The following is a 22,715-nucleotide window of genomic DNA, read 5'->3' on the forward strand; positions in this document are numbered from 1 at the left end:
GCCTGGGCTAGGACTCGTCGCGGCAGCTAAGGAGGAGCAGACCGAACAGCACGCACCGAGGCTAGCACCGTCGATGGCGACGGGGCGACCGAGGAGGCGCGCTGCCGGCCTCGATGCGGGCCTCAGACGGTCGCGCTCACTGCGCCAGACCGTGCTCGTACGCGTAGACCACCAGCTGGACGCGGTCGCGGAGCGACAGCTTCGACAGCACGCGGCTGATGTGGGTCTTGACCGTGGCCTCGCTGAGGAACTCGCGTGCGGCGATCTCGGAGTTGCTCAGTCCACGTGCGGCCAGATCGAAGATGTCGCGCTCTCGCGTGGTCAGCGTGCGGAACGCCTCGGGGACCGTGCGTGAACCGCGACCGTCGAAGTGCTCGAAGAGCTCTCGCGTGGCGGAGGCGGCGATCACCGCGTTGCCGGAGTGCACCGTGCGGATGGCCGCCAGGAGGAACTCGGGGTCGGCGTCTTTCAGGACGAAGCCGCTCGCGCCTCCTCGGATGGCTCTCGTGGCGGCCTCGTCGAGGTCGAACGTCGTGAGGACGATGATGCGCGGAGCCCTGCGGGCGGCCGCCTCGGCCTGCGCGAGCACGGCCGAGGTCGCGGCGATGCCATCCATGACGGGCATGCGGATGTCCATCAGGACCACGTCGGGCGTCGTCTCGGCGACCATCGCGACGCCCTCTTCGCCGTTGCTCGCCTCGCCCACGAAGAGGAGGTCGGGCTGCGAGCCGACCAGCATCTTGATGCCGGCTCGGAACAGGGCCTGGTCGTCGACCAGGGCGACGCGGATCGGCGTGGGAGTCATCGGGCGAGACCTACTTCTTGGGTGAGTGCCAGGGTCGGCACGATGGCGTGGACGACGAATCGGCCGTCGGCGTTCTGCGTGGTCAGCGAACCTCCCGCGAGGGTGGCGCGCTCTCTCATGCCGTCGAGACCGTGCCCGCCCCGGCGCTCCTCCGTCGACGACGGTGTCGAGACCGGACGGGTGACGGGTCGGACGATGTTGCTCACGACAACATGCAGGGACTCGTACCGCCAGTCGAAGAGGAGATCGACCGGGTGGTCGGCCGCGCCGTGCCGCAGGACGTTCGTCAGCGACTCCTGCACGATGCGGAAGACCGCCAGCTGACGGTTCGTGCCCAGCTGCTGGGGCTCGCCGACGACGCGACGATCGATGACGAGGCCGGAGGCGCGCATCTGATCGAGCAGACGGTCGAGGTCGCCGAGGGCGGGTTGCGGCGTCTCGCCCTGGCTGTGCCGGAGCTGTCCGAGGAGCACGCGCACGTCGCCGAGGGCCTCACGGGCGGTCGACGCGATCGTGGAGAGGGCCTCGTCGACGCTGGTCGGATCGACCCTCGCGGCGTACCGCGCCCCGTCGGCCTGAGCGATCACCACGGCCAGCGAGTGGGCGACGACGTCGTGCATGTCGCGGGCGATGCGGTTGCGCTCCTGCTCGACGGCGATGTCGCGTTCGGCCCGAGCCGCCTCGCGCTCGGCCCGCGCCGCCTCGCCCTCGGCCCGGATCGTCTCGCGTTCCGCCACCAGGCGGGCCTCTCGGCTGGTGCGCTCGGCCGACCGCGACCGGGCCAGGAGTCCGCCCGCCCAGGGGAGCCCGAGCAGGGCCAGCAGGCCGAGGAACGTGATGCCGACCTGCAGGAGGATCGTGACGACGTCGGTGATGCCGCTCACGTCGTAGGACACGCCGAAGATCGAGCTCTGGACGAACGTCAGGTAGAAGGTGCCCACCGCCGCCCCGAGACCCACCGACACGAGACCGGCCCACTTGACCCGGTCGCTGCCGTAGGCGGCCACCGTGTAGAGGATGGCGCAGATGGCGAGGTTGCTCACGTCGGGCGTGGCACGGGTGACCATCTCGACGATCGCGACGACCCAGGCCAGCGAGAGCGACAGGGTGGGCGACAGCCGTCGGAGCGCCAGGGCGACGGCGAGGCCGAGCGCGATGAGGGCGCTGGAGGAGTCGTAGGCGGCGAGCGTGAAGGCCGCGAGCCAGAGCAGGACGGCCGCCACGACGTCGACGACCACCTGGTAGGGGGCGAGGCGGCGGAAGATCACTCGTCTACCGTAGGGCCCTCGGCAGGGCACGACGAGAGCAGGAGGCGCACCCGCGACGACCGGACGAGGCACCTCATCCTGTGGAGGGACCTCGTCGTCTCGTGTGTCGGACTCGTCAGAAGCCGAGGCGTCCGAGGAGTTTCGGATCCCGCTGCCAGTCCTTCGCGACCTTGACCCTGATCGACAGGAACACCTGCTTGCCCACGAGGGGCTCGATCTGCGCTCGCGCACGCTCTCCGACCTCGCGGAGTCGTTGGCCGCCCTTGCCGATGACGATCGCCTTCTGGCTGTCGCGCTCGACGAAGAGGTTGGCGTAGATCTCGAGCAGGTCCTTGTCGTCGCGTTCGACCATGTCGTCGATGGTCACGGCCAGCGAGTGCGGCAGTTCGTCCTGGACGCCCTCGAGGGCCGCCTCGCGGACGTATTCGGCCACTCGGTCCTCGAGGACCTCCTCGGTCACCGCGTCGGCCGGGTACAGCGGTTGCGACAACGGCATGAGCTTGATGAGCTCCGTCGCGAGGACGTCGAGCTGGACGTCGGTGACGGCCGACAACGGGATGATCGCCTCCCACTCGCGCAGACGGCTGACCGCCAGGATCTGCTCGGCGACGGCCGGACGCGACGTCGTGTCGACCTTCGTGACGATGGCGACCTTCTTCGCGCGAGGGAACGCGTCGAGCTGCTCGTTGATGTACTTGTCGCCGGGCCCGATCTTCTCGTCGGCGGGTACGCAGAAGCCGATCACGTCGACGTCTCCGAGCGTGGTCTGCACCACGTCGTTGAGTCGCTCGCCGAGCAGCGTGCGCGGACGGTGCATGCCCGGAGTGTCGACGAGCACGAGCTGGCCGTCGGCCTGGTGGACGATTCCGCGGATGGCCCGGCGCGTGGTCTGCGGCTTCGAGGACGTGATGGCCACCTTCTGGCCGACGAGCGCGTTGGTCAGGGTGGACTTCCCGACGTTGGGACGCCCGACGAACGAGACGAAGCCGGCCCGGTAGGTCGAACCCGGCGTCGGACGGGAGGGGTCGGCGGGCGACGTCGCGTCGGCTGAGGCGGTCATGCGGTGTCCTTCGTGGAGCGGTTCGCGGCGGAGACGACCGTGCGGTCGTCACGCTCGATGGTGGGGTGGGAGGCCGGGTCGGCGACCGACGGGCTGCGTTCGACGAGGACGGTCATCAGGTCGTGGCGTCGCCCCTCGGTGCGGTCGGCGGTGAGCACCAGCCCCGAGACGGTGACCACCGAGCCCTTCTCGGGCAGGCGACCGAGCGTCTTGGTCAGGAGGCCGCCGACCGAGTCGACGTCGTCGTCGTCGAGCTCGAGGCCGAACAGGTCGCCGAGCTCGTCGACCGGCATCCGCGCGCTCACCCGGAAGACCCCGTCGGAGACCTCGCGGTGGGCGGCGACCTCGCGGTCGTACTCGTCGCTGATGTCGCCGACGAGCTCCTCGATCAGGTCTTCCAGGGTCACGAGCCCGGCGATGCCGCCGTACTCGTCGACGACCATCGCGAGGTGGTTCTTGTCGAGCTGCATCTGCCGCAGGGTCTCGTCCGCCTTCTTCGACTCGGGGACGAAGGCCGCCGGACGCGCCAGCGAACCGACGAGCGCGTCGTCGTCGCCCGCGTGCTCGTGCAGGCGACGCGCGAGATCGCGGAGGTAGACCACGCCCACGACGTCGTCGTTGTCGCGGCCCACGACGGGCACGCGCGAGACGCCCCGACCGAGGAAGAGGCTCATGGCCGACCCGACCGTGGCGGTCGCGTCGATGGTCACCATGTCGGTGCGGGGCACCATGACCTCGCGGACGACCGTGTCGCTGAACTCGAAGATCGAGTGGATCAACTCGCGGTCGTCCTCTTCGAGTACGTCGAGCTCGGTGGCCTCGTCGACCATGCTCAGCAGCTGCTCCTCGGAGGAGAACGACGCGCTGCGCGGACGGCCCGGTGTCACGCGGTTGCCGAGGGCGACGAGCGCGTCCGCGATCGGCCCCAGCACGACCCGGACGAGACGGACCAGGGGCGCCGTCGCGACGACCAGGCCGCGGGCGTGGGCGCGCCCCACGCTGCGCGGGCTGGAGCCGACGAGGACGAACGAGACCACGGTCATGATGAGCGCCGAGAGCAGGAGGGCCACCCACCACCGCTCGACCGCGAAGGCGAACGACAGCGACACGAGGACGGCGGCCGAGGTCTCGGCGACGATCCGGACGAAGTTGACGGCGTTGACGTGGGCGCCGATGTCGGCCGAGACGGCGAGCAGGGCGGCCCTGCTGCGAGGCGACTCGTCGGCCTCTTCGATGAGGTCGGCGCGGCTCAGCACGCCGAGCGCCGAGTCGATGGCCGCGAGCAGCCCTCCGACGATCACGAGCACGACGGCCACGATGACGAACACGGTGACCATCACGGCGTCACCGTCTCTCGTCTGCGCCGGCGAACGCCGCGAGGATCTCGCGCTGCAGGCCGAACATCTCGCGCTCGTCGTCGGGCTCGGCGTGGTCGAAGCCCAGCAGATGGAGGATGCCGTGACAGGTCAGCAGCAGCATCTCGTCGAGCGGACTGTGACCGGCCGTCGCCGCCTGGGCCACGGCCACCTGGGGGCACACGACGATGTCGCCGAGCAGCCCCGCGGGTGTCGGGTCCTCTTCGGTCCCGGGCCGCAGCTCGTCCATCGGGAAGCTCAGGACGTCGGTCGCGCCCGGCTCGTCCATCCACTGGACGTGCAGCTGCTCCATGGCGGCCTCGTCGACGAAGACGATCGCGAGCTCGGCCTCGGGATGGACGTGCATCTGGTCGAGTGCGAAGGTGGCGAGCCGCTGCACGGCGGCCTCGTCGACCTCGACACCGGACTCGTTGTTGACCTCGATGCTCACCGGGTTCCTCTCTTCGGCAGTCGGTCACGCGGGGCCGCGGCTCGCCGGTCGGCTCTGTTGGTCTGCTCGGACGCCGGCGTCGCCTCGTCTCGCGAGTAGCGCTGAGCCTGTCGCTCCGCGTCGTACGTCGTGTAGGCGTCGACGATGCGTCCGACGAGGGTGTGACGGACGACGTCGTCGCTGGTCAGACGCGAGAAGTGGATGTCGTCGATCCGGTCGAGCACGCGGGTCACGAGCTGGAGACCGCTGGCGCCGGTGGGCAGGTCGATCTGCGTCACGTCACCCGTGACGACCATCTTCGAGCCGAAGCCCAGGCGGGTGAGGAACATCTTCATCTGCTCGGGCGTCGTGTTCTGCGCCTCGTCGAGGACGACGAACGCGTCGTTCAACGTGCGGCCTCGCATGTACGCCAGCGGGGCGACCTCGACCGTGCCCGCCGCCAGCAGCTTGGGGACGATCTCGGGATCCATCATCTCGTTGAGGGCGTCGTAGAGCGGCCTCAGGTACGGATCGATCTTGTCGGTCAGCGTGCCGGGCAGGAACCCCAGCCGCTCGCCCGCCTCGACGGCGGGCCGGGTCAGGATGATGCGCTGGACTTCACGGCGCTGGAGGGCCTGCACGGCCTTGGCCATGGCCAGGTACGTCTTGCCGGTGCCCGCCGGGCCGATGCCGAAGGTGATCGTGTGCTCGTCGATGGCGTCGACGTATTCACGCTGGCCCGGTGTCTTCGCCCGGATCGCCTTCCCGCGACCGGAGACGATGGGCTGCCCGAACATCTCGGACGGCGTCTGCTGCCCCGAGTCGAGCAGCCGCGCCGAGGTCTCGACCTCGGACGGTGCGAGGTCGTGCCCGCCCCGCACCATGGCGACCAGTTCGTCGACGAGGCCCCGGGCTCGCCCGACGGACGCCGAGGGACCCTCGAGGACGACCTCGTTGCCCCGGACGAGCACCCGGACGTCGGGGTACTGCTTCTCGACCGTCTTCAGGAGACGGTCTTGCGGTCCGAGCAGCTGGACCATGGCGACCCCGTCGACCTGCAGGTCGACCCGGACGCTGTCGGCGGCGTCGTCGCCGCGGGGATCGGAGGAGCGCGTGTCGCTAGTGGGCAAGGGTGCCTTCCTGGAGGGGACCGCCCAAGACATGGGCGTGGACGTGGAACACGGTCTGACCGGCGGACTCGCCGGTGTTGAAGATCAAACGGAACGACCCGCCGGTGTGTTCCCGGCCGTCGGAGTCGCGGAACACCGCGGGGTCGCGGGCCAGGGTCGAGGCGGTGGCGACCATCTCGGCCATCAGGGCGGGATCGCCGTCGGCCAGCTCGACGACGTCGCGGTAGGCCTGGGTCTTCGGTACGACGAGGAGGTGCACGGGCGCCTTGGGGGCGATGTCGCGGAACGCGATCAGGGTGTCGCTCTCGAACACGATGTCGGCCGGGATCTCGCGTGCGACGATGCGACTGAAGACGGTCGGCTCGGTCTCGGTGCTCTGCTGATCGGACATGCGCACCATGGTACCGGCGACGACCGACACCGCGCCGGGCACCGATCGGCCTACCAGCGCCCCAGCCGCACGCTGAGGACGGCGAGGGCCGCGGGGCCCGCCGTCGACGTGCGGAGCACGGAATCCCCCAACCGGACCGGGGTCGCCCCCGCGGCCTCCAGGGCTTCGAGCTCGCCGGGCGAGACGCCGCCCTCGGGTCCGACGACGATCAGCACCGAGCTGGCGCCTCCGAGGTCGACCGTCGACAGCGGCGTCGACGCCGTGGGCTCGAGGACGAGCATCCGCTCGTCTCGCGCACGCGCCGCGAGCTGCTTGGTGCCGACGAGACCTCCGACGACGGGACCCCACGGACGGACGGCCTGCTTGGTGGCCTCGCGGGTGATGGCACGCCAGCGCGCCAGCCCCTTCTCGACCTTGGCGCCCTCCCACCGCGAGATGCTGCGCGCGGCGGACCACGGGACCACCTCGTCGACGCCGAGCTCCGTCGCCGCCTGGACGGCGAGCTCGTCGCGGTCGCCCTTGGCGAGCGCCTGCACGAGCGCCACCGTCACGTCGGGGCGCGGGTGGCGCGTCACGGAGGAGGCGACCATCACCACCCGGTCGGCCCGCGCCTCCTGAACGGTGCCGTCCACCACCAGGCCCCGGCCGTTGCCCACCCGCAGGGGGTCGCCGACGCGGAGCCGGCTGACCGTCACCGCATGCCGGGCCTCGGCACCGCCGAGCACGACCTCGCCGCCGATCGCGGCGTCGTCGAGGGCCTCGACCAGGTACGAGTGCGCCACGATCAGAAGTTGAGGAACCGGTCGCGGAGCTTGCCGAAGAGACCCTGCTGGAACTGCGACAGCTCGGGACCCTGGTTCTTGCGCCCCGAGGCGAACTTCTCGATCAACTCGCGCTCCTTGTGACTGAGCTTGGTCGGCGTCACGACCTGGACGCCGATCTTGAGGTCGCCTCGGCCGGTTCCGCGGAGCTTGGTGATGCCCCGATCGCGCACCGTGATGACGTCGGCGCTCTGCGTGCCGGGTCTGATCTCGAGCTCGACCTCGCCGTCGATGCCGGTCAGCGTCGTCGACGTGCCGAGGATGGCGTCGGCCATCTGCACCTCGAGGGTCGCCAGCAGATCGTCGCCGTCGCGGCTGTAGGTGTCGTGGTGCTTCACTTTGACCTCGAGGTAGAGATCGCCGTTCGGGCCTCCCGCCTGGCCGACCTCGCCCTGGCCCGGCAGCTGCAGCCGGAGACCGGTGTCGACCCCCGCGGGGATGTCGATCGGGATCGTGCGGCGCGCGCGGACGCGACCCTGACCCTGGCAGGTCGGGCACGGGTTCGGGATGACCGTGCCGTATCCGCGGCAGGTGCCGCAGGGGCTCGAGGTCATGACGTTGCCGAGGAGCGAGCGGACGGTCCGCTGGATCTGACCGGACCCGTTGCAGATGTCGCAGGTCTGGGGCGAGGTGCCGGGCGCGCAGCACGAGCCGTTGCAGGTCTCGCAGAGCACGGCCGTGTCGACCTCGATGTCCCGCTGGGTGCCGAAGACGATGTCGTCGAGCTCCACCTCGAGGCGGAGCAGGGCGTCCTGTCCGCGCTCGCGCCGTGACCGGGGACCCTGGCGCTGTCCGCCTCCGCCCCCGCCGAAGAAGGCGTCGAAGATGTCGCCGAAGCCGGCGCCCCCTCCCCCGCCGCCGAAGCCGGGCTGCGGACCGAGGTCGTAGCGCTCCCGCTGCTGCGGGTCGCTCAGGACGTCGTAGGCGTGGGTGACGTCCTTGAAGCGCTCCGAGGCGTCGGCGCTCGGGTTCACGTCGGGGTGCAGCTCGCGAGCGAGTCTGCGGTACGCCTTCTTGATCTCTTCCGGCGTCGCCGTCCGGTCGACTCCGAGCACGTCGTAATGATCTGCCACTGGTTTCGTCTGCCTCTTGGTGTCGTTCTGGGGGGGTGTCTTGGGGGGAAGGGTCGAGCGGGGCCCGCCGGCGTCAGCGCTCGGCGAGGGTCGACGACAGGTACCGGGCCACAGCCCGCACCGCCGCCATGTTTGAGGAGTAGTCCATCCGCAGCGGGCCGAGCACGCCGATGCGGGCGATCTCGCTGCCCGACGACGTGTATCCGCTGGCGAGCACCGACGTCTGGGCGAGACCGAACGAGGCGTTCTCGCGGCCGATGCTGGCCGCCACGTCGACGGCGTCGAGCTGCATCTCGCCGAAGAGCCGCAGCAGCGCGACCTGTTCTTCGATGGCTTCGAGGACAGGATAGAGGTTGCCGCTGAAGTCGTCTCCGGTGCGGACGAGATTGGCGGCCCCGGCCATGACGAGACGGTCCTGACGCCCGGCGGCGAGCTGCTCGACGAGGCTGGCCACCACCCGCCCCACGACGGCCGCGAGATCGGGGCGGAATCGCGAGGGGAGATCGGCCAGCGACACGGCGGCGTCGCTCAGCGCGGCCCCGCCGACCAGAGCGTTGACCGACGCGCGGAGCTCGGACAGGAAGGCCTCGTCCACCGGCGCGGGCAGCTCGACGAGACGCTGCTCGACCTGGCCGCTGTCGGTGATGAGCACGGTCATGACCCGCGTGGCCGCGAGACTCACCAGCTCGACGTGTCGGACGCGGGCCCGCGAGAACGACGGGTACTGCACGAGCGCCACCTGATTGGTCAGCTGAGCCAGCAGACGGACCGTGCGCGCCAGGACCTCGTCGAGATCGGTCGAGTCGCCCAGAAAGGTCTCGATGGCCTGCCGTTGGGCAGCCGTCAGGGGGCGGAGGTCCGCCAGCTGGTTGACGAAGAGCCGGTAGCCCTTGTCGGTCGGCACGCGCCCCGACGACGTGTGAGGGGCCGTGATCAGCTCCTCCTCTTCGAGGAGGGCCATGTCGTTGCGGATCGTCGCGGCGGAGACGCCGAACTGGTGTCGTTCGACGATCGACTTCGAGCCGACGGGCTCCCGGGACGCGACGTAGTCGTGCACGATGACACGAAGCACCTCGAGTCCGCGTTCGGAGACCACGATGCACCTCTCATCTCGACCGGACCGCACCGGGTGACGACCACCGCCCCGGCACCGGGCCCACTTGGCACTCGACGTGCCGGACTGCCAATCCTACGACACCTCCGACACGGGACCTACTCCCGGCGCGTCCGCCTGCCCTAGGGTGTGGAGGAGCAACGACCGGACCACGCCGTCCGGGTCAGCCGGCCGACGAGCCCAGGAGGCGCGAGGCCGGCCCCCCATCCCTCACGACCCCCCGGAACAGGTGCAGCCATGACCGACACCCCTCCTTCGCAGCCGAACGATCCCCGCGCCGGAGGCCAGCAGCCCTCCGGGCAGCAGGGCTACGGCCAGCCCGGCCACGGACAGCCCGGGTACGGACAGCAGCCCTACGGCGGCCAGCAGCAGGTCCCGCCGATGCGACCCGAGGACGAGAAGCTCTGGGCGACGCTCATCCACCTGGGCGGCATCCTCTTCTGGTTCGTCCCGTCGCTGGTCGGCTACCTCGTGCTGAAGGACCGCGGCCCGTTCATCCGCGAGCACACCCGCGTGGCCCTGAACTTCCAGATCACGATGGCGATCGTCCTCGTGGCCTCGGGCCTGCTGTCGGTCATCGTCATCGGCGCCATCACCGGCTTCGCCGCCGGCGTCGTGGTGGTCATCTTCTCGATCATCGCCGCGGTGGCGGCGAACAGGGGCGAGTACTACAAGTACCCCCTCAGCTTCGAGTTCATCAAGGCGTAGCCCGCCTACTTACTGGCTTCCGCGGCTGCCGCGGACTCGCCGGTCCGCAAGGGGTCCGCAAGAGGCTCGAGCGCGGCCCGCATGAGTCCCGCGGCAGCCGTTCTCGTTCGGTCCTCAGCGGTCGGCCAGAGGTGCGCATAGGTATTGAGCGTGACCGTTGCTTGAGCATGTCCGAGAGCACGCTGCACGGTCACGACGTCACAGCCGGAGGCAATGAGGCCCGAAGCAAAGTAGTGCCGCAGATCGTGCGGGCTGATCCCTGTGACCCCTGCCGCTGCAGCTGCAGCTGCCCTACCAAACCAGTACCGGAGGCTCGCCGGCGTCGGGGGTGCACCGGGGAACAGCCAGCCGTCATCGCCGAACGTGCCTAACCGCTCGAGGTGCTGCGCGATCAGCGTCACCAGCTCGTCGGGAATCGAGACGACGCGCTCGGACCCCGACTTCGGCGGCGACACTTCAGTTACTCCCCCGTTGTTCTGAGCCTGCCTCTGCACATGCAAGGTCCGTCGCAGAAAGTCGATGTCGCCGACCTGAAGACCAGCCGCTTCGCCAATGCGAAGACCCGCGAACGCGCATACAGCGATGAACGGCCTGTAAGCCTCCTCTACGGCATCTAGCAGCCAGCCCACCTGGTCGCTCGTCGGAATGCTCATACGGTGCTCAGCGCGGCGCTGACGTGGCAGAACGACGCCCGCAGACGGATCCGCCGCAAGCACCTGGTCACGGACTGCTCCCCGCAACACCCCACGGATGAACCGCATCCGAGTGGAGATCGTTGACGGCTGCATCGTCAGCGTCATCGCCTTAACCCACGACTCGACGTGGCTCCGGCGCACGCGGTCGAGCGGCACGTCGCGGAACGTGCACCCCTTGACGGCATTGCGGGCCGTGCGCAAGGTTGCAGGTGCCCACACCTGCCGAGAAGACCAGTCTGCGAAGAAGGACTCGAGCGTCACCTTGCCCGACTGCGGGTCAACGTAGGTCCCCGTCAGCAGCGAAGCGGTCACCTTGTCGAGGTGCTGTTGTGCGTCCACTTTCCGGTCGAAGTGCCGCGAGTGCTCCTTGCCCTGCTCATCTCGGTAGCGGGCTCGCCATTTGCCGCTAGGGCGCTTCTGGATGCTTGCCATCTTCAGCCTTGTTGTCATCCCAGAGGGCGTTCTCGGCCTCATTCTGCAGCGCCCTGCGCTTACGGACGTGCTCAACGGTGGCTTCGACCGTGAGGTCGAGCCAGCCACCCATAAGCTCCCGGACGCGATCCGATTCGCCGTCCCCAAGGATGGCGCTGATTTCCTCTTGAGTATCGAGAAAAAGCTCGATCGCTTCCTCGAGAGATTGATGAGCGTCCTTCATCCGACGCGATGCGCTCACGAGGGCCGTGTCGCCGTCGGCAAGGGTCAGTGGCCATGCCGTGCCGATTATCTCTTTGATGTCTTCAGACTCTGCCAGGCGGAGTGGCCGCTTACCCTGCTCGACGGTATGCACCGTGGTCTGAGACCACTTCCACCCACGAGAGGACATTGCTTCCGCGAGTTCTTTCTGGGTCATTTGACCTCGTAGTCGCGCGAGGTTGCGTCCGATCTGAGTGTCACTGATGGCCATGTCCACCAGCATATGGCAAACGACCATAATTTCCAACACGCTCTGAATCGCATGTGGACGGATTACGAAAGCCCATGTATGGTCGATAGTCATCAGCTCGATTTGTTAATCGAATCCAACGCGAGAGGCAAGACATGTCCAAGCTCCTGACGATCGAAGAGGTGGCAGCACTACTTCGACGCACGCCGGCAGCGGTGCGCTATATGCGGCATGCCGGAACCGGTCCAAAATCAGCCAAGGTTGCGGGCCGAGTGATGTTTCGCGAAGACGACGTGACTGCGTACATCGAGGCCGCTTTCCAGGACGCGTAGCAAGTAGCTCTCCCCTATCCCCGAGCGAGCCGCGACGACCCGCCCCACAAGGTCACTAGCTGTCGCGCCCTGGATCGCCTGCCCTTTCACCACTTCAAGGAAGGCAACAGAGTCGACTTCGCCCTGCGCCTAGCGAGGGCGAAGCGACGAAAACACGTCGAGGCCTTAGCCAAGAGGTCGGGATCTGTCGAAGAGCATGACGCACAGATGGCCTGAGAAGCAGGTGCCCGCACACGAGCTAAGCGATCACAACGTGCAACCACCAGAACATACGAATGGCCCCGGTCGGTGTCCTACCACCGCCGAGGCCCTATCCCCGGAGGGATGTCTTCACATGGCCACCATATCCAAATGCAACGCTCGAAACCAAGTTTTGAGCTTCACGACGAGTGCCGCATGAGGTCCGTCGTCATACGAACCGGCGGAGGCATTCCACCGAGGCCCGTCCCGGAGGCTCGAATCCGCAACGACCAACCAGCTAAGAACGGCGGAGACCCCGTCGGTCCCATGCTGCGGCAAGTCCGCGAACAGTACGGGCTCTCTACCCACGACGTTTCCCGAAGCTCTGGGTACACCGTCGCATTCATCGGCGGCGTTGAGACCGCCACTATCGCCCCAAGCGAATTTGTCGTGTTTCGCCTGCTGAGGACGATCCTCACAGCCAGCACGTCGCACGCGCCATGACGTCTCATCTGACGCGAAGCGAACGCCGACAGGCGCACCTCATCAAGCCGCTCACACGCGCCGCTCGTGCAGTGCGTGACCTCTGGACCGTCGTCGGCGTGTTGCTACTCATCAACGCCGCAGCCCCCGCGCTGCTCTCAGCATTTGGAGTCAACCCGTGAACGCACCTACCCCCGCCGCAATCCTCCGTTCCGTCGCCTACCGCCTCACGATCGCCCGCAAGCTGCGCAGAGCCGCCAGAGCGAAGTACCTGCACATCGCCGACCTGCGTGCCATCGAACGTCAGAACGACCTCACCCCCGGTCGCCTGCTGATGGCCCTCGCCGGCTTGCGCCTGTCCACGTGGGATGCCGTGATCCTGCAGCGCGTGCTGGGCCTCAACCTCAGCGACGTGTTCGCCACCGCCGGCACCACGAAGGCAGGTGCAGCATGACCGTCGCAACTACCGCCCACGGCCTGATCGGTGGCCGCATTGCCACCGCCGACGTCCGCGCCGCCGCATGGTGCGACAACGGCTGCACCCAAGAAGCCGACACCGCCAGCGAAGCCATCGCCCTGCTCCCCTGCCTCAGCAGCGAACACGCCAGCCGCGGGAACAAACTGCAGAACGCTGTCCACGCCCTGTCCAAAGTTATCCAGTCCAGCAGCCGCGATTACCTGCCGGGCGACCTCATGGCCGACATCGGCGTCGACACCAGCCGCCACGGCTACCGCATCGCACTCGCCATGCAGAGCGTGCTGCAACTCGCGATGCACGCCGCCGCCGGGCGCATCACTCCCGAGTCCGTCGCGACGCACCTCGAGTACGCCGCCGCCAACCTCGCCAACGCAGTCACCAAGGGAGGTAAGCGAACCGATGCCACGTGACCGCGCCAACATCCGCACCGATATCTGGTCGGACGACGACTGGCGACAGCTCAGCTTCGGTGCGCAGTGGCTCTACAACTACGTCCTGACACACGGAACACTGAACGCCGTTGGAGTGGCTGACTGGCGTCCCCGGCGCATCTTGAGAGTCACCACAACGATGACTGAAGCCGTCCTGCGCGAACTCGTCGCGGAGCTGACTAACTCGTTCTTCCTCGTGCTCGACGAAGACACCGAAGAGGTGTTGGTGCGGTCGTTCTTCCGGCACGACGGGATCCTTACCAACCCGAACATGCTCGCCACGATCAAGCGGGACTATGCCGCGGTGTCGTCTCCGCTGCTACTTGGAGTGATCGCGCACGAGGCGAATCGACTCCGCACTGAGTACCCGGATGGCATCACCAAGAAGTTCAACCCGTGGGATCGAAGCGAGCTGACGACGCTCCTCAAGGGAACGCAGATCGACATACGGACACAGGCACTGAGAGTGCCTAACGAAGAACTCCCGTCGCCCCTGTTCGGAGACGACACCCCCTCCCCCACCCCCTATAGGACCCCCTCCCCTACCCCGTCGGACAGGGGGTCCGGCACAACTACATCTACAGCTACATCTACAGAAAAACCTTTGTCGCCCGATGAATCGGACGACGGAGGGTTTCTGATCCGCCCTAACTGGGCACCGAATCAGAAGCACCGTGACAAAGCGACGTCGCTGCACATCGACGTCGACCGCCAGGCAGCGCGCTTCATCGAGCACGCCAACCGGAACGTCAGACGGCTCAAGAACTGGAACGCCGCATTCACGAACTGGCTGAAACAGGAGGCCGTCTACGCACAGCAACGCAGCGCGTCAGATGCAACCCGTCCCGCCCCCCGCGCACAGAAGCGGACCGCTGCCGATGTCGCTTTCGAAAACTTCACCCGCAAGTACGGAGGATCCCCCAATGAACCACATGGAAACCGAAGCGCTCTTGATCCAGGTAGCAGCCATCGACTCGCGAACGGTCAGTGATCTGACCGTTGCAGCGTGGCAGGCCGTTCTTGCAGACATGAGCTATGCCGATGCCGAACAGGCCCACATCGCGCATCGTCGCAACAACCCTGGCATCTACCTCGAGCCGGGACACCTGATCCAGCAGAAGTGCATCGCTCGACAGCGCCACCAAGAGATTCACGGCGTTCACCCCGCACCGCCCGCGGGCAAGCGCTGGGCGGTCGATGTCATCGAATCCGTGCCGGACACCGACCTGCCGGAGTTGAGGGCGTGAGCCGGGCGCTGAGCGTCGCGCGGGAGGAACGCGACCAGGCGCGCCAGGAGTGCGACCGCCAGAGGAGAGAAGCGGTACGCCTGTCGGGGCTGCTGTTCGAGGCGTTGGACAACGCCGAAGGGAGGCGACATGGGTAAGGCATATGACCGCGTGATCGACGCAGCCAACGGGCTGGGGTTGCGCACGAAGAACAACGGCAAGACAGCACAGATCCAGGCACCCGGCCATTCCAACGCTGACCTGTCCGTCACCCTGACCGACATCGGCGGGCAGGTGCTGCTGTATTCGCACTCTGACCCGACCGACACGGTTCTCGACGCTCTAGGCCTGTCGATGGCTGACCTGTTCGATGAGCCCAAAGGGGTTACGTACACCTACGGCGACAGTAGGCAGGTGCACCGGTCCCCGCTTAAGAAATTTAGCCAGAGCGGGAACACGAAAGGCACCCAGCTCTACCGCGCCGACAAGCTGGCCGCAGCGTCCGTCGTGTTCTTCGTCGAAGGCGAGAAGGACGTCCACGCGCTCGAAGCCGCAGGGGCAACCGCAACGTGCACGGCCATGGGCGCGGGCAAAGCCCACATGTTCGACCTGACGCCGCTGCACGGCAAGCATGTCCGTATCGTGCGTGACCTCGACGATGCCGGCATGAAACACGCCGAGCAGGTCGCCGGGATCCTCATGGGCAAGGCCGCATCCGTCAAGCTGCTCACTGCCGTTGAGGGCAAGGACGCTGCCGACCACATCGGCAGCGGCCACACCCTCGACGAGTTCCACACCGAAGAGTTCCCCGCTCCCGTCGAGACCATCGACCCCGAGTTCGAACGTGAAGTCGAAGGGCTGATCCGATACGAACGAGCAAAGACCGAAGCCCGGAACCGTCAGTCCGCAGCACACGCCGTCGCCCTGAACCCGAAGCTGCTCCGTGACATCCTCGCCATGGACGTCACGTATGACTGGCTCGTCGAGGGGCTGCTCGAGGTACAGGATCGCTTGATCCTCACCGGAGGCGAAGGCGCTGGCAAGTCCTACCTGACTCGCCAGCTCGCCATCAGCATCGCCGCCGGCGTCCATCCGTTCCGCGTCACGGAGCGCATCGAACCCCGACGCGTTCTCGTCATCGACGCAGAAAACACCGAACGGCAGTGGGCACGAAACACCAGGTACGTCACCGCGCTGACCGGCCAACACGGCCGCGGCAAGCCCGGCGAGAACGTGCTCGTCAGCGCCGGCACACGCTTGAACTTCAAACTTCAGGCCGACGTCGACAACGTGCACAAGCTGATGGACGAGTTCAAGCCCTCAGTGCTCTACATCGGACCGCTCTACAAACTGCTCGACGGAGCCGTGAACAACGACGACGACGCAGCACCGCTCATCATGGCGCTCGACAGCTTCCGCGAACGCGGAGTCGCCCTGCTCATGGAAGCGCATGCCGGGCACGCCAAATCACTCGGCGGTGAGCGCGACCTCAGGCCACGCGGATCCTCGCAACTCCTCGGCTGGCCCGAGTTCGGACTCGGGCTCCGCGCCATGGAGGAAGACGACGACATGGCCACCCTTGTCCACTGGCGCGGCGACCGAGACGTCCGGAACTGGCCCACACGCCTCCGGCGCGGCGTCGAGGGCGAAATGCCATGGATGCCGGCATGAGGCGTAGGGGCATAGAGCAAGAAGTTGCGGCAGATCTAATGATCTTTCGTGCAAATCAGAGTCAAAAATCAACCGTTTGAGGACAACGACCGGAAGGACATGCTCTGACTAACTATGTTCTTGCTCATATTCGAGCTCGGTTACTTTGGACGGATCCTTTACCCAAAATCTTAGCGTTAATTGTGCGCGATTCCGCGCCACGAGGGCTCCGCCGAGTGCGTCCATCGAGCTGGATCCCGCCTCGGCGAATGGTCTCTGCACGGCTGCCACAAGCAGCAACGCATTCGGGCTCTCGATGGCAAAGGCCTTCGCCGTCAGCGTCGCCGCTTTGTCGGCGCTCGACGAAGCCAACTGATTCGCGGCCCGTTCCCGGTAGGCCCGAAAGATGTAGTCGCTCACATCTTCGGCGAAATCCTGCCGCTCCGCGCGAAGACGAGCCGCTTCGCTCTCTTCACGCATCTGCCTCGCAAGAGCATGCGACTGACGAGCCACTCGCCACGCACCAAAACCGATAGCCAACGACGCCATACCGACAATGGCCGGAACCATGACAAGCGAGACCCAGTCGAACCAACTCGGTTGCTGTTCCAGCTGACGCGAAACCTCTTCCAACGCGCGAACCAAGCGCGAACTATCACACCCCATCCTTCAACCCTATTGGGCAGATCCGACTCGAGATGCCCCGCAAGGAGTCACTTACCCGATGAACCAGCCAGACGCACTTGAGCTCACACCCGACCAGTACCTCCACCTCGCCACCGCCCGCGCTCGCCGCAGCCTCGTCGAGGCCCCGGGACTCATCGCCTACGTCCGCACACTCATCACACCCGGACTCGGCGGGGCCAGCGACGGGATGCCTCGACCGGCTTCAAGGACAGCACCACTTCCCCTAAGAGCCGACGCAGTCGACGACACCGACGACGTCTTTGCGCGACTCCTGCACTGGGTCAGCTACTGGGCGGGCGTCTACCAGACCGCCCCGCCCTCGACCATGCAGGTCCACTGGGCACAAGACGGCGAGATCACTGGCTTCCGCGCATCCACGACCCCCGAAGGTGCCGGAGCGCTCACCCAGCAGGCCACCCTCTGGCTGCTCGCCCGACACGACCTCATCACCACACACGACACCGGCATGACCTACTTCGAAGACGTCGCCGACATGATGCGCGACCTCCGCGGCCGGTTCCCCCGCGCACCCCGTCCACCCCGTGGTGTCCTCGATCGCCCCTGCCCCGTCTGCGACCAGTACGCATTCGGCGCTACCTGGACCGGCAACAGCGTCGAACAGTTCGAGCTCCGGTGCTCCAAGTGCGAACACACCGAAGACGCAGCGTCGTTTATCAAGGCCGGCCGCGTTCGCGAACTGCTCCACGAACTACGCGAGGAACACGCTGAGCCCAAGTCCGAATGGTGGTCGAAACGACAGTCAGCACTCGAACTTGGCATCACACCGCAAACACTGAACCGATACATCGCCGAGGGACTTAGAACAGTCACGCTCGCAGGTGGCGTCTACGTCAAGACCGACGATCTCCTCGACCTCTGGCGAGAAAAAAGGCTGCGCATGAAGACACGCGGTGCGACACGGACCGCATAAACTAGGGCCTGTTCAAATATCTGTTAAGCTTTGCTCAAGCAAGAGGTCCGCCCGCGGTACTTACCTCGGGCGGGCTACTGCTTTCCGGACAATGCCGGCTCCTCTGACTGCGCCGGAACCGTTGCTTCGGCAAGGAAGTTGAACAACTCGTCAGCCAGCGCTTCCTCGCTGCCATACCCTTCCCCGAGCCGATGCACCACTCCCATCAGCAGGTAATGCCAGCCGACCTCGTCGGTTGATTCCTTACCCTGTGCCTCGATTAACGCGGCCAGCAGATCATACTTTGTGAATGCCATGACGGCTCCCCTTGCTATCGGTCGAATTGTTTCTCGTATTCGGTGAGTGCCTCACGGCAGAAGTCCGCGCCAGTGCTGAGATCGTTCGAGAGCACCTCATCCGACTGCTCCTCATTCAGATACCCAGCCACGACCGTCCGCATTTTTTGCAACACATCAACGTGCAGCGACTGTATGGAATCACCAGACCAGAGCAGATCGATCGTGGCCTGGCTCCCATAGAAGATGTCGAGGCCATTTCTAAGATCCTTCCGGACCTGCGGGCTTGGAATTCGTTCGAGCAGGCCACCAATCAGACGGTTGAGACTTGTTGATGACAACGGATAAGTGGCCTGGTGGCCGTTCACGATAGCCAAGAAGTTGTCGAGGATGTCAAAGACCTCTTGCGCAATACGCGAACCGCTTGACCGCTGACGTTCGGCACGCGCAATCTCTTGTTGTCGTCGCCGCTCAGCGTCCTCTTCCGCTGCAACGAGGGCTCTTCTGGCTGCCTCGTCTTTTTTGGCGAAGTGGCGAGCGATTGCAGCCCTTAGCGGCTCGACGATAACACCAGCGACGAACGTGGCCACTGGCAGCAGCGCAAGCACCCAGGGCAGCCAATCGTTCATTCACTGAGCATAGGGGTCGCCGCGGACGAGCTGCACCATCGTCCGGAGGCTGTGGGTTTGCAAGCGCCCACCGGCTCATCCTCGTGCTGCCTTCCATCCATCCGGCAGGCTGCATTACCTGCCGTCGAGGGGCACAGGGCAGCTAGCTCAGTGGCGAGCCAGCCTTCATGCGTTTGACGAGAGCCTGGCCGCTCGATGTCAACGAATAGGTCACGAGTTGAGCAACCGGCATCCCACCGATGAACATGCCCCCACTGTCGGCTCTTGCCGTGAGATGACCATCGCGTAGCAAGTAGTAAAGGTCTAGCTCGCGGCCCGTATTGAGTTGGACCGAGCTTGAGTTGGTCTGAGCGAACTGTTCTAAAAGCCGACGCTCGAACTCCCCGTAGCGACCATGAAGCAATGCCAAGTTTGCCTTGTACTGCTGGATCGATTTGCGGGGAATCTTGCCTTCCAAGTCGTACATGGTGTGGCACACAGAGCACAGGGTTATCAAGTTCTCGAACTCGTGAGTTCGAACCTCCACCCACGGAACGATGTGGGCTATCTCGAGCGCGGACGTCCCCTTACATGTCGGAATCGCGCAGCGATAGCCGGACTCCTCCTTGACCGCTCGCTGCAACGCCAATGGGATGGACGGCCTTCTCTCAGCCATTGGAGTCTCCCATGTACTCTTTCCGTTTCCTTGGAATCAGGTTCCATCGAGTGGGCGATGGCTGGGTATATGCGGACGACGGCGGTTGGATACCAGGACGTCGCCGTGCACTTCTCCCGGCGATCCTGGCCGCTCTTGCGTACCGAAGCAACCCCCTCGAGAGGCAGATGATGTCAAGCGCGTCCCTCGATGGCCGAGATACTGATAGCCAGCGCCCTGCGCAGGGCTTCTGAAACCCAGCAGGACGCACTTGCTGATGAGGGGCACGGCACGGGTAGCCGTCATTGAGAGCGCTGCATCAAGAACCCCGAACGCAGCCGTCACGCCCACGACACGGGCGCTCAGCTTGGTCTGATGGCTCGAGGCAATGAGCGTTTTCACATAACGGAGACGTCGTCGGTTCGCCGAACCTGCCGCCTAGTACCGGTCAGGGGCCAGATCGTTTGCTACGTCCTGCGCCGCATCCCGTAGCTCGAGGCTCTGCGGGAACAACCTCGACCGGTTCGCGCGCCCCTGGTCGAGAAGTAGGGCAAGAGCCTTGTGGATAGCCTCCCGTTCCTCATGCGCTCGCCAGGCTTCAACGCGGACAGCAACTAGAAAGATTGCTCCGGCCAGCGCCACCGCGACGAGAACGATGCCCGGGATGATCGTATTGCTCGGCCACGCAAGGGCTACGGCCGACAACATGAACGCCGCTAGGCCAACAAAGAAGGCTGCGGTAACCGAGTCCCCGAGCCAGCCGTACATCCGAAACATAATTCGCCACGGTTTCTTCGGGGCGTTGGCACTAGTCATACCTCTCATATTGGTGCAACTTGCCCGCCCGCATCACCACACACTTCCCCGCGACCGAGCGACATACACTCTTACTGCGCTGAGAGCCCGGGGAACCTCGTCATCATCGCTACCTGCTCTGGTCACGGCGCGGCGAGGACCCCAAAGTTGAGACCGAGCGCTCTTCCGAAAGCGATGCTGTGTCATGCTGAGTCCTCATTAACATGGGGTGGGGCAATGGCAGGCAAGGCACGCACGGTCTTCTTCTACAGCGCGGTAGAAATCGATAAGGACGGGAGAGCACACCAGTTCGGGAAGGACTGGTGGGGTAACTTCCTCGCACACGTTGCGTCGCTGGACGAACCAGACAGGCAGACCTACTACCACCGTCGTCACTTCACAGGCGAAGTGGCCGAAACCATCTCGCCGGCCGTCAGATACCTCCGGGTGGGCAAGCAACGCCCTGGGGCTGACTGGCCAGACATCGAGTTTGACGAGGGCGACGAGGGAGCCAGGATCGCCGCGATCGTCGAACCTCTTTACATCGTCCCAGTGACGGGCACAGCGTATGTCGCGATCGTACGTACCTCAGGCGCGGCCACCTGGGAAGCACTCACTGACTGGATCTCAACCGTGGGCAAGTTCATCGAGGGCGATACCGCATTCGCTCTCGAGCCGTACACCAACCGTGACCAGCTCGACAGGTTGGCGAGCGCAGTCGGCGCATCCAAGGTTTATCTCAAGGTTGATCCAGAGGGGCTAGACCGCCTGCCGGGAAAGTCCGAACTCGGCCAGGCCGTCGCGCGCGCTGCAGGCGCTGGTGCAGGCGCAGTCTCCGTCGAGATCACCGTGAGCTTTGGCCGAAGTCGCGCCGAGGAGGCAGGAGCCGAAAGCCTCATCGAGGGAGTCCGCGAGGTCATCTCGTCGGGGAGCTACACGCACGCGAAAGCGACGCTGCTCCAACCGTCTGACGACGGGGCCGGCGTATCAAAAGATCCGATTGATTTCGTGATGGACCGAGTCACTTTCCGAGAAGCAGTCGGAGACTCCGAGGACGAAGTTCTCACTCCGGATGACGTTATCGGCGCAATGTCCGACGCCATCACTAGGTTCAGGGAACGACTTCCGAAGGGGTAACACAGATGCGCAGCCAGCTGAACGTGGTCGATCACCCCATCCTCGTGGACGGCGCGCTCTTCGTCCTGGTCCTGGCCCACGCCGTCTTCACATGGCTGACACCAGTCCCCAACATATGGGAACCGATGATTCAGTATGATGCCGGGGTCCAGTCAGCGCTCTACCTGGCGTTCTTCGGTGCCGCTGCTTTAGTGAGCAGCTTCGCTGGAGTCGTCATCATTTTCGGACTCACACCGCAGAGCATCCGGTGGCAACGCTTCCGAGTTGAGGCGGGCGAAACCCTTGCGCGAAACTGGACTTCGACATCAGCCTCCGGATTTGTCGGTGCAGGACTGGCGCTGGCAGCCGGCGTGGCAGCACTAAGCGGAGGCACATGGCTCGCGCCTTGGCTCTTCGAATTGGCCATCGGTCTCGTGGCTCACAGCTCCGTTCGTTTAATCCTCCTGATGCGCAAGCTCATCGACGTGATTCGTGGTGACGACGTGGAGGCGGTACGCAAGGCCGATGATCGCCCCGCGTCGGACGCGCCTTGGAACCGGAATGCGAGCGCGAACGACTGAGGCGGCAAGTGAACCCCGGACGAGGGATCCACGACAACGCGCACCCAGTTGCGCCACAGTGCAGCGCCGCCGCGGACGCACCGTCGTGGCCCCCCGTCGACAGGTTGACCGAGACTCCCTAACAACCCGGATGGGCACACACCCGGACTCCCCGGCTAACCGGATACCCCCGTAACACACCGATGCCGGGAGGGCAGCCCGTGGGGCAGCAATGGTCAGGATCCACCCGCAAGGAACGCCTACCCGACGACTGGCAAGAGCGACGAGCGGCCACCCGCGACCGTGCAGGCGGACGATGCCAAGCCACCATGCGCGACGGCACACGCTGCGTCGAAGCCGGCACTGACTGCGACCACATCGTGCACGGCGACAACCACGCCCTCTCGAACCTGCAATGGCTGTGTCGCTGGCACCACGACAAGAAGACCGCACGCGAAGCACTCGAAGCACGACGGTTCATGCCACGACCATCAGCACGCAAGCCACAAGAGAAACACTTCGGCCTTCGATAGGTGCCACACCCACAGGCCACGTCAACCGCACCCGCCACCGAC

Annotated in this window: 27 protein-coding genes and 1 pseudogene; 10 read left to right on the forward strand and 18 right to left on the reverse strand. The window is 65.7% G+C overall.

Going from position 1 to position 22,715, the window contains the following annotated elements:
* Positions 1-136: 136 nt before the first annotated feature.
* The 10 genes from FFA01_RS02940 to hrcA form a co-directional block, all read right to left on the reverse strand.
* Positions 137-805, reverse strand: a complete 669-nt coding sequence (locus tag FFA01_RS02940; RefSeq protein WP_146852833.1) for a response regulator — start codon at positions 803-805, stop codon at positions 137-139.
* Entirely contained in the window at positions 802-2,073 is a 1,272-nt protein-coding gene (locus FFA01_RS02945; protein ID WP_244289673.1) for a sensor histidine kinase, read from the reverse strand. Before FFA01_RS02945 ends, FFA01_RS02940 begins: the two co-directional genes overlap by 4 nt.
* Positions 2,074-2,188: 115 nt before the next feature.
* Positions 2,189-3,133, reverse strand: coding sequence for a GTPase Era (gene era, locus FFA01_RS02950; RefSeq protein WP_146852835.1), 945 nt, complete (start codon positions 3,131-3,133; stop codon positions 2,189-2,191).
* Positions 3,130-4,470, reverse strand: coding sequence for a hemolysin family protein (locus FFA01_RS02955; protein ID WP_182501125.1), 1,341 nt, complete (start codon positions 4,468-4,470; stop codon positions 3,130-3,132). Before FFA01_RS02955 ends, era begins: the two co-directional genes overlap by 4 nt.
* Before the next feature lie 7 nt (positions 4,471-4,477).
* Positions 4,478-4,939: an rRNA maturation RNase YbeY gene (gene ybeY / locus FFA01_RS02960; RefSeq protein WP_146852839.1), complete on the reverse strand. Its 462-nt coding sequence runs from the start codon at positions 4,937-4,939 to the stop codon at positions 4,478-4,480.
* Positions 4,936-6,048, reverse strand: coding sequence for a PhoH family protein (locus tag FFA01_RS02965; protein WP_371859160.1), 1,113 nt, complete (start codon positions 6,046-6,048; stop codon positions 4,936-4,938). The genes ybeY and FFA01_RS02965 overlap by 4 nt, the downstream gene beginning before the upstream one ends.
* Positions 6,038-6,439: a histidine triad nucleotide-binding protein gene (locus FFA01_RS02970; RefSeq protein ID WP_146852842.1), complete on the reverse strand. Its 402-nt coding sequence runs from the start codon at positions 6,437-6,439 to the stop codon at positions 6,038-6,040. Before FFA01_RS02970 ends, FFA01_RS02965 begins: the two co-directional genes overlap by 11 nt.
* Positions 6,440-6,489: 50 nt before the next feature.
* Complete coding sequence (locus FFA01_RS02975) at positions 6,490-7,221, reverse strand: 16S rRNA (uracil(1498)-N(3))-methyltransferase (RefSeq protein WP_146852844.1); 732 nt, start codon at positions 7,219-7,221, stop codon at positions 6,490-6,492.
* A 2-nt stretch (positions 7,222-7,223) separates the two neighbouring features.
* On the reverse strand, positions 7,224-8,333 hold the full coding sequence (gene dnaJ / locus FFA01_RS02980) for a molecular chaperone DnaJ (RefSeq protein WP_146852846.1): 1,110 nt from the start codon (positions 8,331-8,333) through the stop codon (positions 7,224-7,226).
* A 73-nt stretch (positions 8,334-8,406) separates the two neighbouring features.
* Entirely contained in the window at positions 8,407-9,429 is a 1,023-nt protein-coding gene (gene hrcA, locus FFA01_RS02985; protein WP_146852848.1) for a heat-inducible transcriptional repressor HrcA, read from the reverse strand.
* Between the two features lie 255 nt (positions 9,430-9,684).
* Between hrcA and FFA01_RS02990 the strand changes: the two genes are divergently transcribed.
* Positions 9,685-10,155 (forward strand): DUF4870 domain-containing protein, encoded by a 471-nt coding sequence (locus FFA01_RS02990; protein ID WP_307725040.1) that lies wholly within the window; start codon positions 9,685-9,687, stop codon positions 10,153-10,155.
* Between the two features lie 5 nt (positions 10,156-10,160).
* Here FFA01_RS02990 and FFA01_RS02995 read toward each other — a convergent pair whose 3' ends face one another.
* Entirely contained in the window at positions 10,161-11,282 is a 1,122-nt protein-coding gene (locus FFA01_RS02995; RefSeq protein WP_146852850.1) for a tyrosine-type recombinase/integrase, read from the reverse strand.
* Positions 11,257-11,754, reverse strand: coding sequence for a helix-turn-helix domain-containing protein (locus FFA01_RS03000; protein WP_146852852.1), 498 nt, complete (start codon positions 11,752-11,754; stop codon positions 11,257-11,259). The genes FFA01_RS02995 and FFA01_RS03000 overlap by 26 nt, the downstream gene beginning before the upstream one ends.
* Positions 11,755-11,888: 134 nt before the next feature.
* Here FFA01_RS03000 and FFA01_RS03005 point away from each other — a divergent pair, with 134 nt between their 5' ends.
* The 6 genes from FFA01_RS03005 to FFA01_RS03035 all read left to right on the forward strand — a co-directional run bounded on the left by FFA01_RS03005 (position 11,889) and on the right by FFA01_RS03035 (position 16,534).
* Positions 11,889-12,065, forward strand: coding sequence for a helix-turn-helix transcriptional regulator (locus FFA01_RS03005; RefSeq protein ID WP_146852854.1), 177 nt, complete (start codon positions 11,889-11,891; stop codon positions 12,063-12,065).
* Between the two features lie 841 nt (positions 12,066-12,906).
* Positions 12,907-13,182: a hypothetical protein gene (locus tag FFA01_RS03015; RefSeq protein ID WP_146852858.1), complete on the forward strand. Its 276-nt coding sequence runs from the start codon at positions 12,907-12,909 to the stop codon at positions 13,180-13,182.
* The gene (locus FFA01_RS03020) at positions 13,179-13,616 is read left to right on the forward strand and encodes a hypothetical protein (RefSeq protein WP_146852860.1); all 438 of its coding nucleotides are present in this window, start codon (positions 13,179-13,181) and stop codon (positions 13,614-13,616) included. The genes FFA01_RS03015 and FFA01_RS03020 overlap by 4 nt, the downstream gene beginning before the upstream one ends.
* The gene (locus tag FFA01_RS03025) at positions 13,606-14,628 is read left to right on the forward strand and encodes a hypothetical protein (protein ID WP_146852862.1); all 1,023 of its coding nucleotides are present in this window, start codon (positions 13,606-13,608) and stop codon (positions 14,626-14,628) included. Before FFA01_RS03020 ends, FFA01_RS03025 begins: the two co-directional genes overlap by 11 nt.
* On the forward strand, positions 14,561-14,884 hold the full coding sequence (locus FFA01_RS03030) for a hypothetical protein (RefSeq protein WP_146852864.1): 324 nt from the start codon (positions 14,561-14,563) through the stop codon (positions 14,882-14,884). The genes FFA01_RS03025 and FFA01_RS03030 overlap by 68 nt, the downstream gene beginning before the upstream one ends.
* A 150-nt stretch (positions 14,885-15,034) precedes the next feature.
* On the forward strand, positions 15,035-16,534 hold the full coding sequence (locus FFA01_RS03035; RefSeq protein ID WP_146852866.1) for an AAA family ATPase: 1,500 nt from the start codon (positions 15,035-15,037) through the stop codon (positions 16,532-16,534).
* A gap of 108 nt (positions 16,535-16,642) precedes the next feature.
* On the opposite strand, the gene FFA01_RS03040 is transcribed toward FFA01_RS03035, so the two are convergent.
* Complete coding sequence (locus tag FFA01_RS03040) at positions 16,643-17,158, reverse strand: hypothetical protein (protein WP_146852868.1); 516 nt, start codon at positions 17,156-17,158, stop codon at positions 16,643-16,645.
* 79 nt (positions 17,159-17,237) lie between these two features.
* Between FFA01_RS03040 and FFA01_RS03045 the strand changes: the two genes are divergently transcribed.
* Positions 17,238-18,131 carry a hypothetical protein gene (locus FFA01_RS03045; RefSeq protein WP_146852870.1) on the forward strand — a complete coding sequence of 298 codons (894 nt, stop codon included), beginning with the start codon at positions 17,238-17,240 and terminating at the stop codon, positions 18,129-18,131.
* A gap of 74 nt (positions 18,132-18,205) precedes the next feature.
* On the opposite strand, the gene FFA01_RS03050 is transcribed toward FFA01_RS03045, so the two are convergent.
* From FFA01_RS03050 to FFA01_RS03065, 5 genes and pseudogenes are all read right to left on the reverse strand, one after another.
* Entirely contained in the window at positions 18,206-18,427 is a 222-nt protein-coding gene (locus FFA01_RS03050; protein WP_146852872.1) for a hypothetical protein, read from the reverse strand.
* A gap of 14 nt (positions 18,428-18,441) precedes the next feature.
* A complete protein-coding gene (locus FFA01_RS03055; protein ID WP_146852874.1) occupies positions 18,442-19,035 on the reverse strand; it encodes a DUF1275 domain-containing protein in 594 nt (197 codons plus the stop codon).
* 142 nt (positions 19,036-19,177) lie between these two features.
* Positions 19,178-19,492, reverse strand: coding sequence for a hypothetical protein (locus FFA01_RS16205; RefSeq protein ID WP_244289674.1), 315 nt, complete (start codon positions 19,490-19,492; stop codon positions 19,178-19,180).
* 12 nt (positions 19,493-19,504) lie between these two features.
* A pseudogene (locus tag FFA01_RS16465) lies at positions 19,505-19,690 on the reverse strand (HNH endonuclease signature motif containing protein); the annotation flags it as partial.
* 417 nt (positions 19,691-20,107) lie between these two features.
* Positions 20,108-20,437 carry a hypothetical protein gene (locus tag FFA01_RS03065; protein WP_146852878.1) on the reverse strand — a complete coding sequence of 110 codons (330 nt, stop codon included), beginning with the start codon at positions 20,435-20,437 and terminating at the stop codon, positions 20,108-20,110.
* A 264-nt stretch (positions 20,438-20,701) separates the two neighbouring features.
* On the opposite strand from FFA01_RS03065, the gene FFA01_RS03070 reads away from it, so the two are divergent.
* Both FFA01_RS03070 and FFA01_RS03075 read left to right on the forward strand, forming a co-directional pair.
* The gene (locus FFA01_RS03070; protein ID WP_146852880.1) at positions 20,702-21,601 is read left to right on the forward strand and encodes a hypothetical protein; all 900 of its coding nucleotides are present in this window, start codon (positions 20,702-20,704) and stop codon (positions 21,599-21,601) included.
* A gap of 5 nt (positions 21,602-21,606) precedes the next feature.
* Positions 21,607-22,161 carry a hypothetical protein gene (locus FFA01_RS03075; RefSeq protein ID WP_146852882.1) on the forward strand — a complete coding sequence of 185 codons (555 nt, stop codon included), beginning with the start codon at positions 21,607-21,609 and terminating at the stop codon, positions 22,159-22,161.
* Positions 22,162-22,715: the final 554 nt, after the last annotated feature.

Source organism: Frigoribacterium faeni, assembly GCF_007988805.1.
Classification (GTDB): Bacteria; Actinomycetota; Actinomycetes; order Actinomycetales; family Microbacteriaceae; genus Frigoribacterium; species Frigoribacterium faeni.

What these genes read in the sequence shown, in the direction of transcription:
- FFA01_RS02940 (WP_146852833.1), bottom strand. Translation starts at nt 805, where the DNA reads ATGACTCCCACGCCGATCCGCGTCGCCCTGGTCGACGACCAGGCCCTG.
- era (WP_146852835.1), bottom strand. Translation starts at nt 3,133, where the DNA reads ATGACCGCCTCAGCCGACGCGACGTCGCCCGCCGACCCCTCCCGTCCG.
- FFA01_RS02955 (WP_182501125.1), bottom strand. Translation starts at nt 4,470, where the DNA reads ATGGTCACCGTGTTCGTCATCGTGGCCGTCGTGCTCGTGATCGTCGGA.
- FFA01_RS02970 (WP_146852842.1), bottom strand. Translation starts at nt 6,439, where the DNA reads ATGTCCGATCAGCAGAGCACCGAGACCGAGCCGACCGTCTTCAGTCGC.
- FFA01_RS02990 (WP_307725040.1), top strand. Translation starts at nt 9,685, where the DNA reads ATGACCGACACCCCTCCTTCGCAGCCGAACGATCCCCGCGCCGGAGGC.
- FFA01_RS02995 (WP_146852850.1), bottom strand. Translation starts at nt 11,282, where the DNA reads ATGGCAAGCATCCAGAAGCGCCCTAGCGGCAAATGGCGAGCCCGCTAC.
- FFA01_RS03000 (WP_146852852.1), bottom strand. Translation starts at nt 11,754, where the DNA reads ATGGCCATCAGTGACACTCAGATCGGACGCAACCTCGCGCGACTACGA.
- FFA01_RS03005 (WP_146852854.1), top strand. Translation starts at nt 11,889, where the DNA reads ATGTCCAAGCTCCTGACGATCGAAGAGGTGGCAGCACTACTTCGACGC.
- FFA01_RS03020 (WP_146852860.1), top strand. Translation starts at nt 13,179, where the DNA reads ATGACCGTCGCAACTACCGCCCACGGCCTGATCGGTGGCCGCATTGCC.
- FFA01_RS03025 (WP_146852862.1), top strand. Translation starts at nt 13,606, where the DNA reads ATGCCACGTGACCGCGCCAACATCCGCACCGATATCTGGTCGGACGAC.
- FFA01_RS03030 (WP_146852864.1), top strand. Translation starts at nt 14,561, where the DNA reads ATGAACCACATGGAAACCGAAGCGCTCTTGATCCAGGTAGCAGCCATC.
- FFA01_RS03045 (WP_146852870.1), top strand. Translation starts at nt 17,238, where the DNA reads ATGAACCAGCCAGACGCACTTGAGCTCACACCCGACCAGTACCTCCAC.
- FFA01_RS03050 (WP_146852872.1), bottom strand. Translation starts at nt 18,427, where the DNA reads ATGGCATTCACAAAGTATGATCTGCTGGCCGCGTTAATCGAGGCACAG.
- FFA01_RS03055 (WP_146852874.1), bottom strand. Translation starts at nt 19,035, where the DNA reads ATGAACGATTGGCTGCCCTGGGTGCTTGCGCTGCTGCCAGTGGCCACG.
- FFA01_RS03065 (WP_146852878.1), bottom strand. Translation starts at nt 20,437, where the DNA reads ATGTACGGCTGGCTCGGGGACTCGGTTACCGCAGCCTTCTTTGTTGGC.
- FFA01_RS03070 (WP_146852880.1), top strand. Translation starts at nt 20,702, where the DNA reads ATGGCAGGCAAGGCACGCACGGTCTTCTTCTACAGCGCGGTAGAAATC.
- FFA01_RS03075 (WP_146852882.1), top strand. Translation starts at nt 21,607, where the DNA reads ATGCGCAGCCAGCTGAACGTGGTCGATCACCCCATCCTCGTGGACGGC.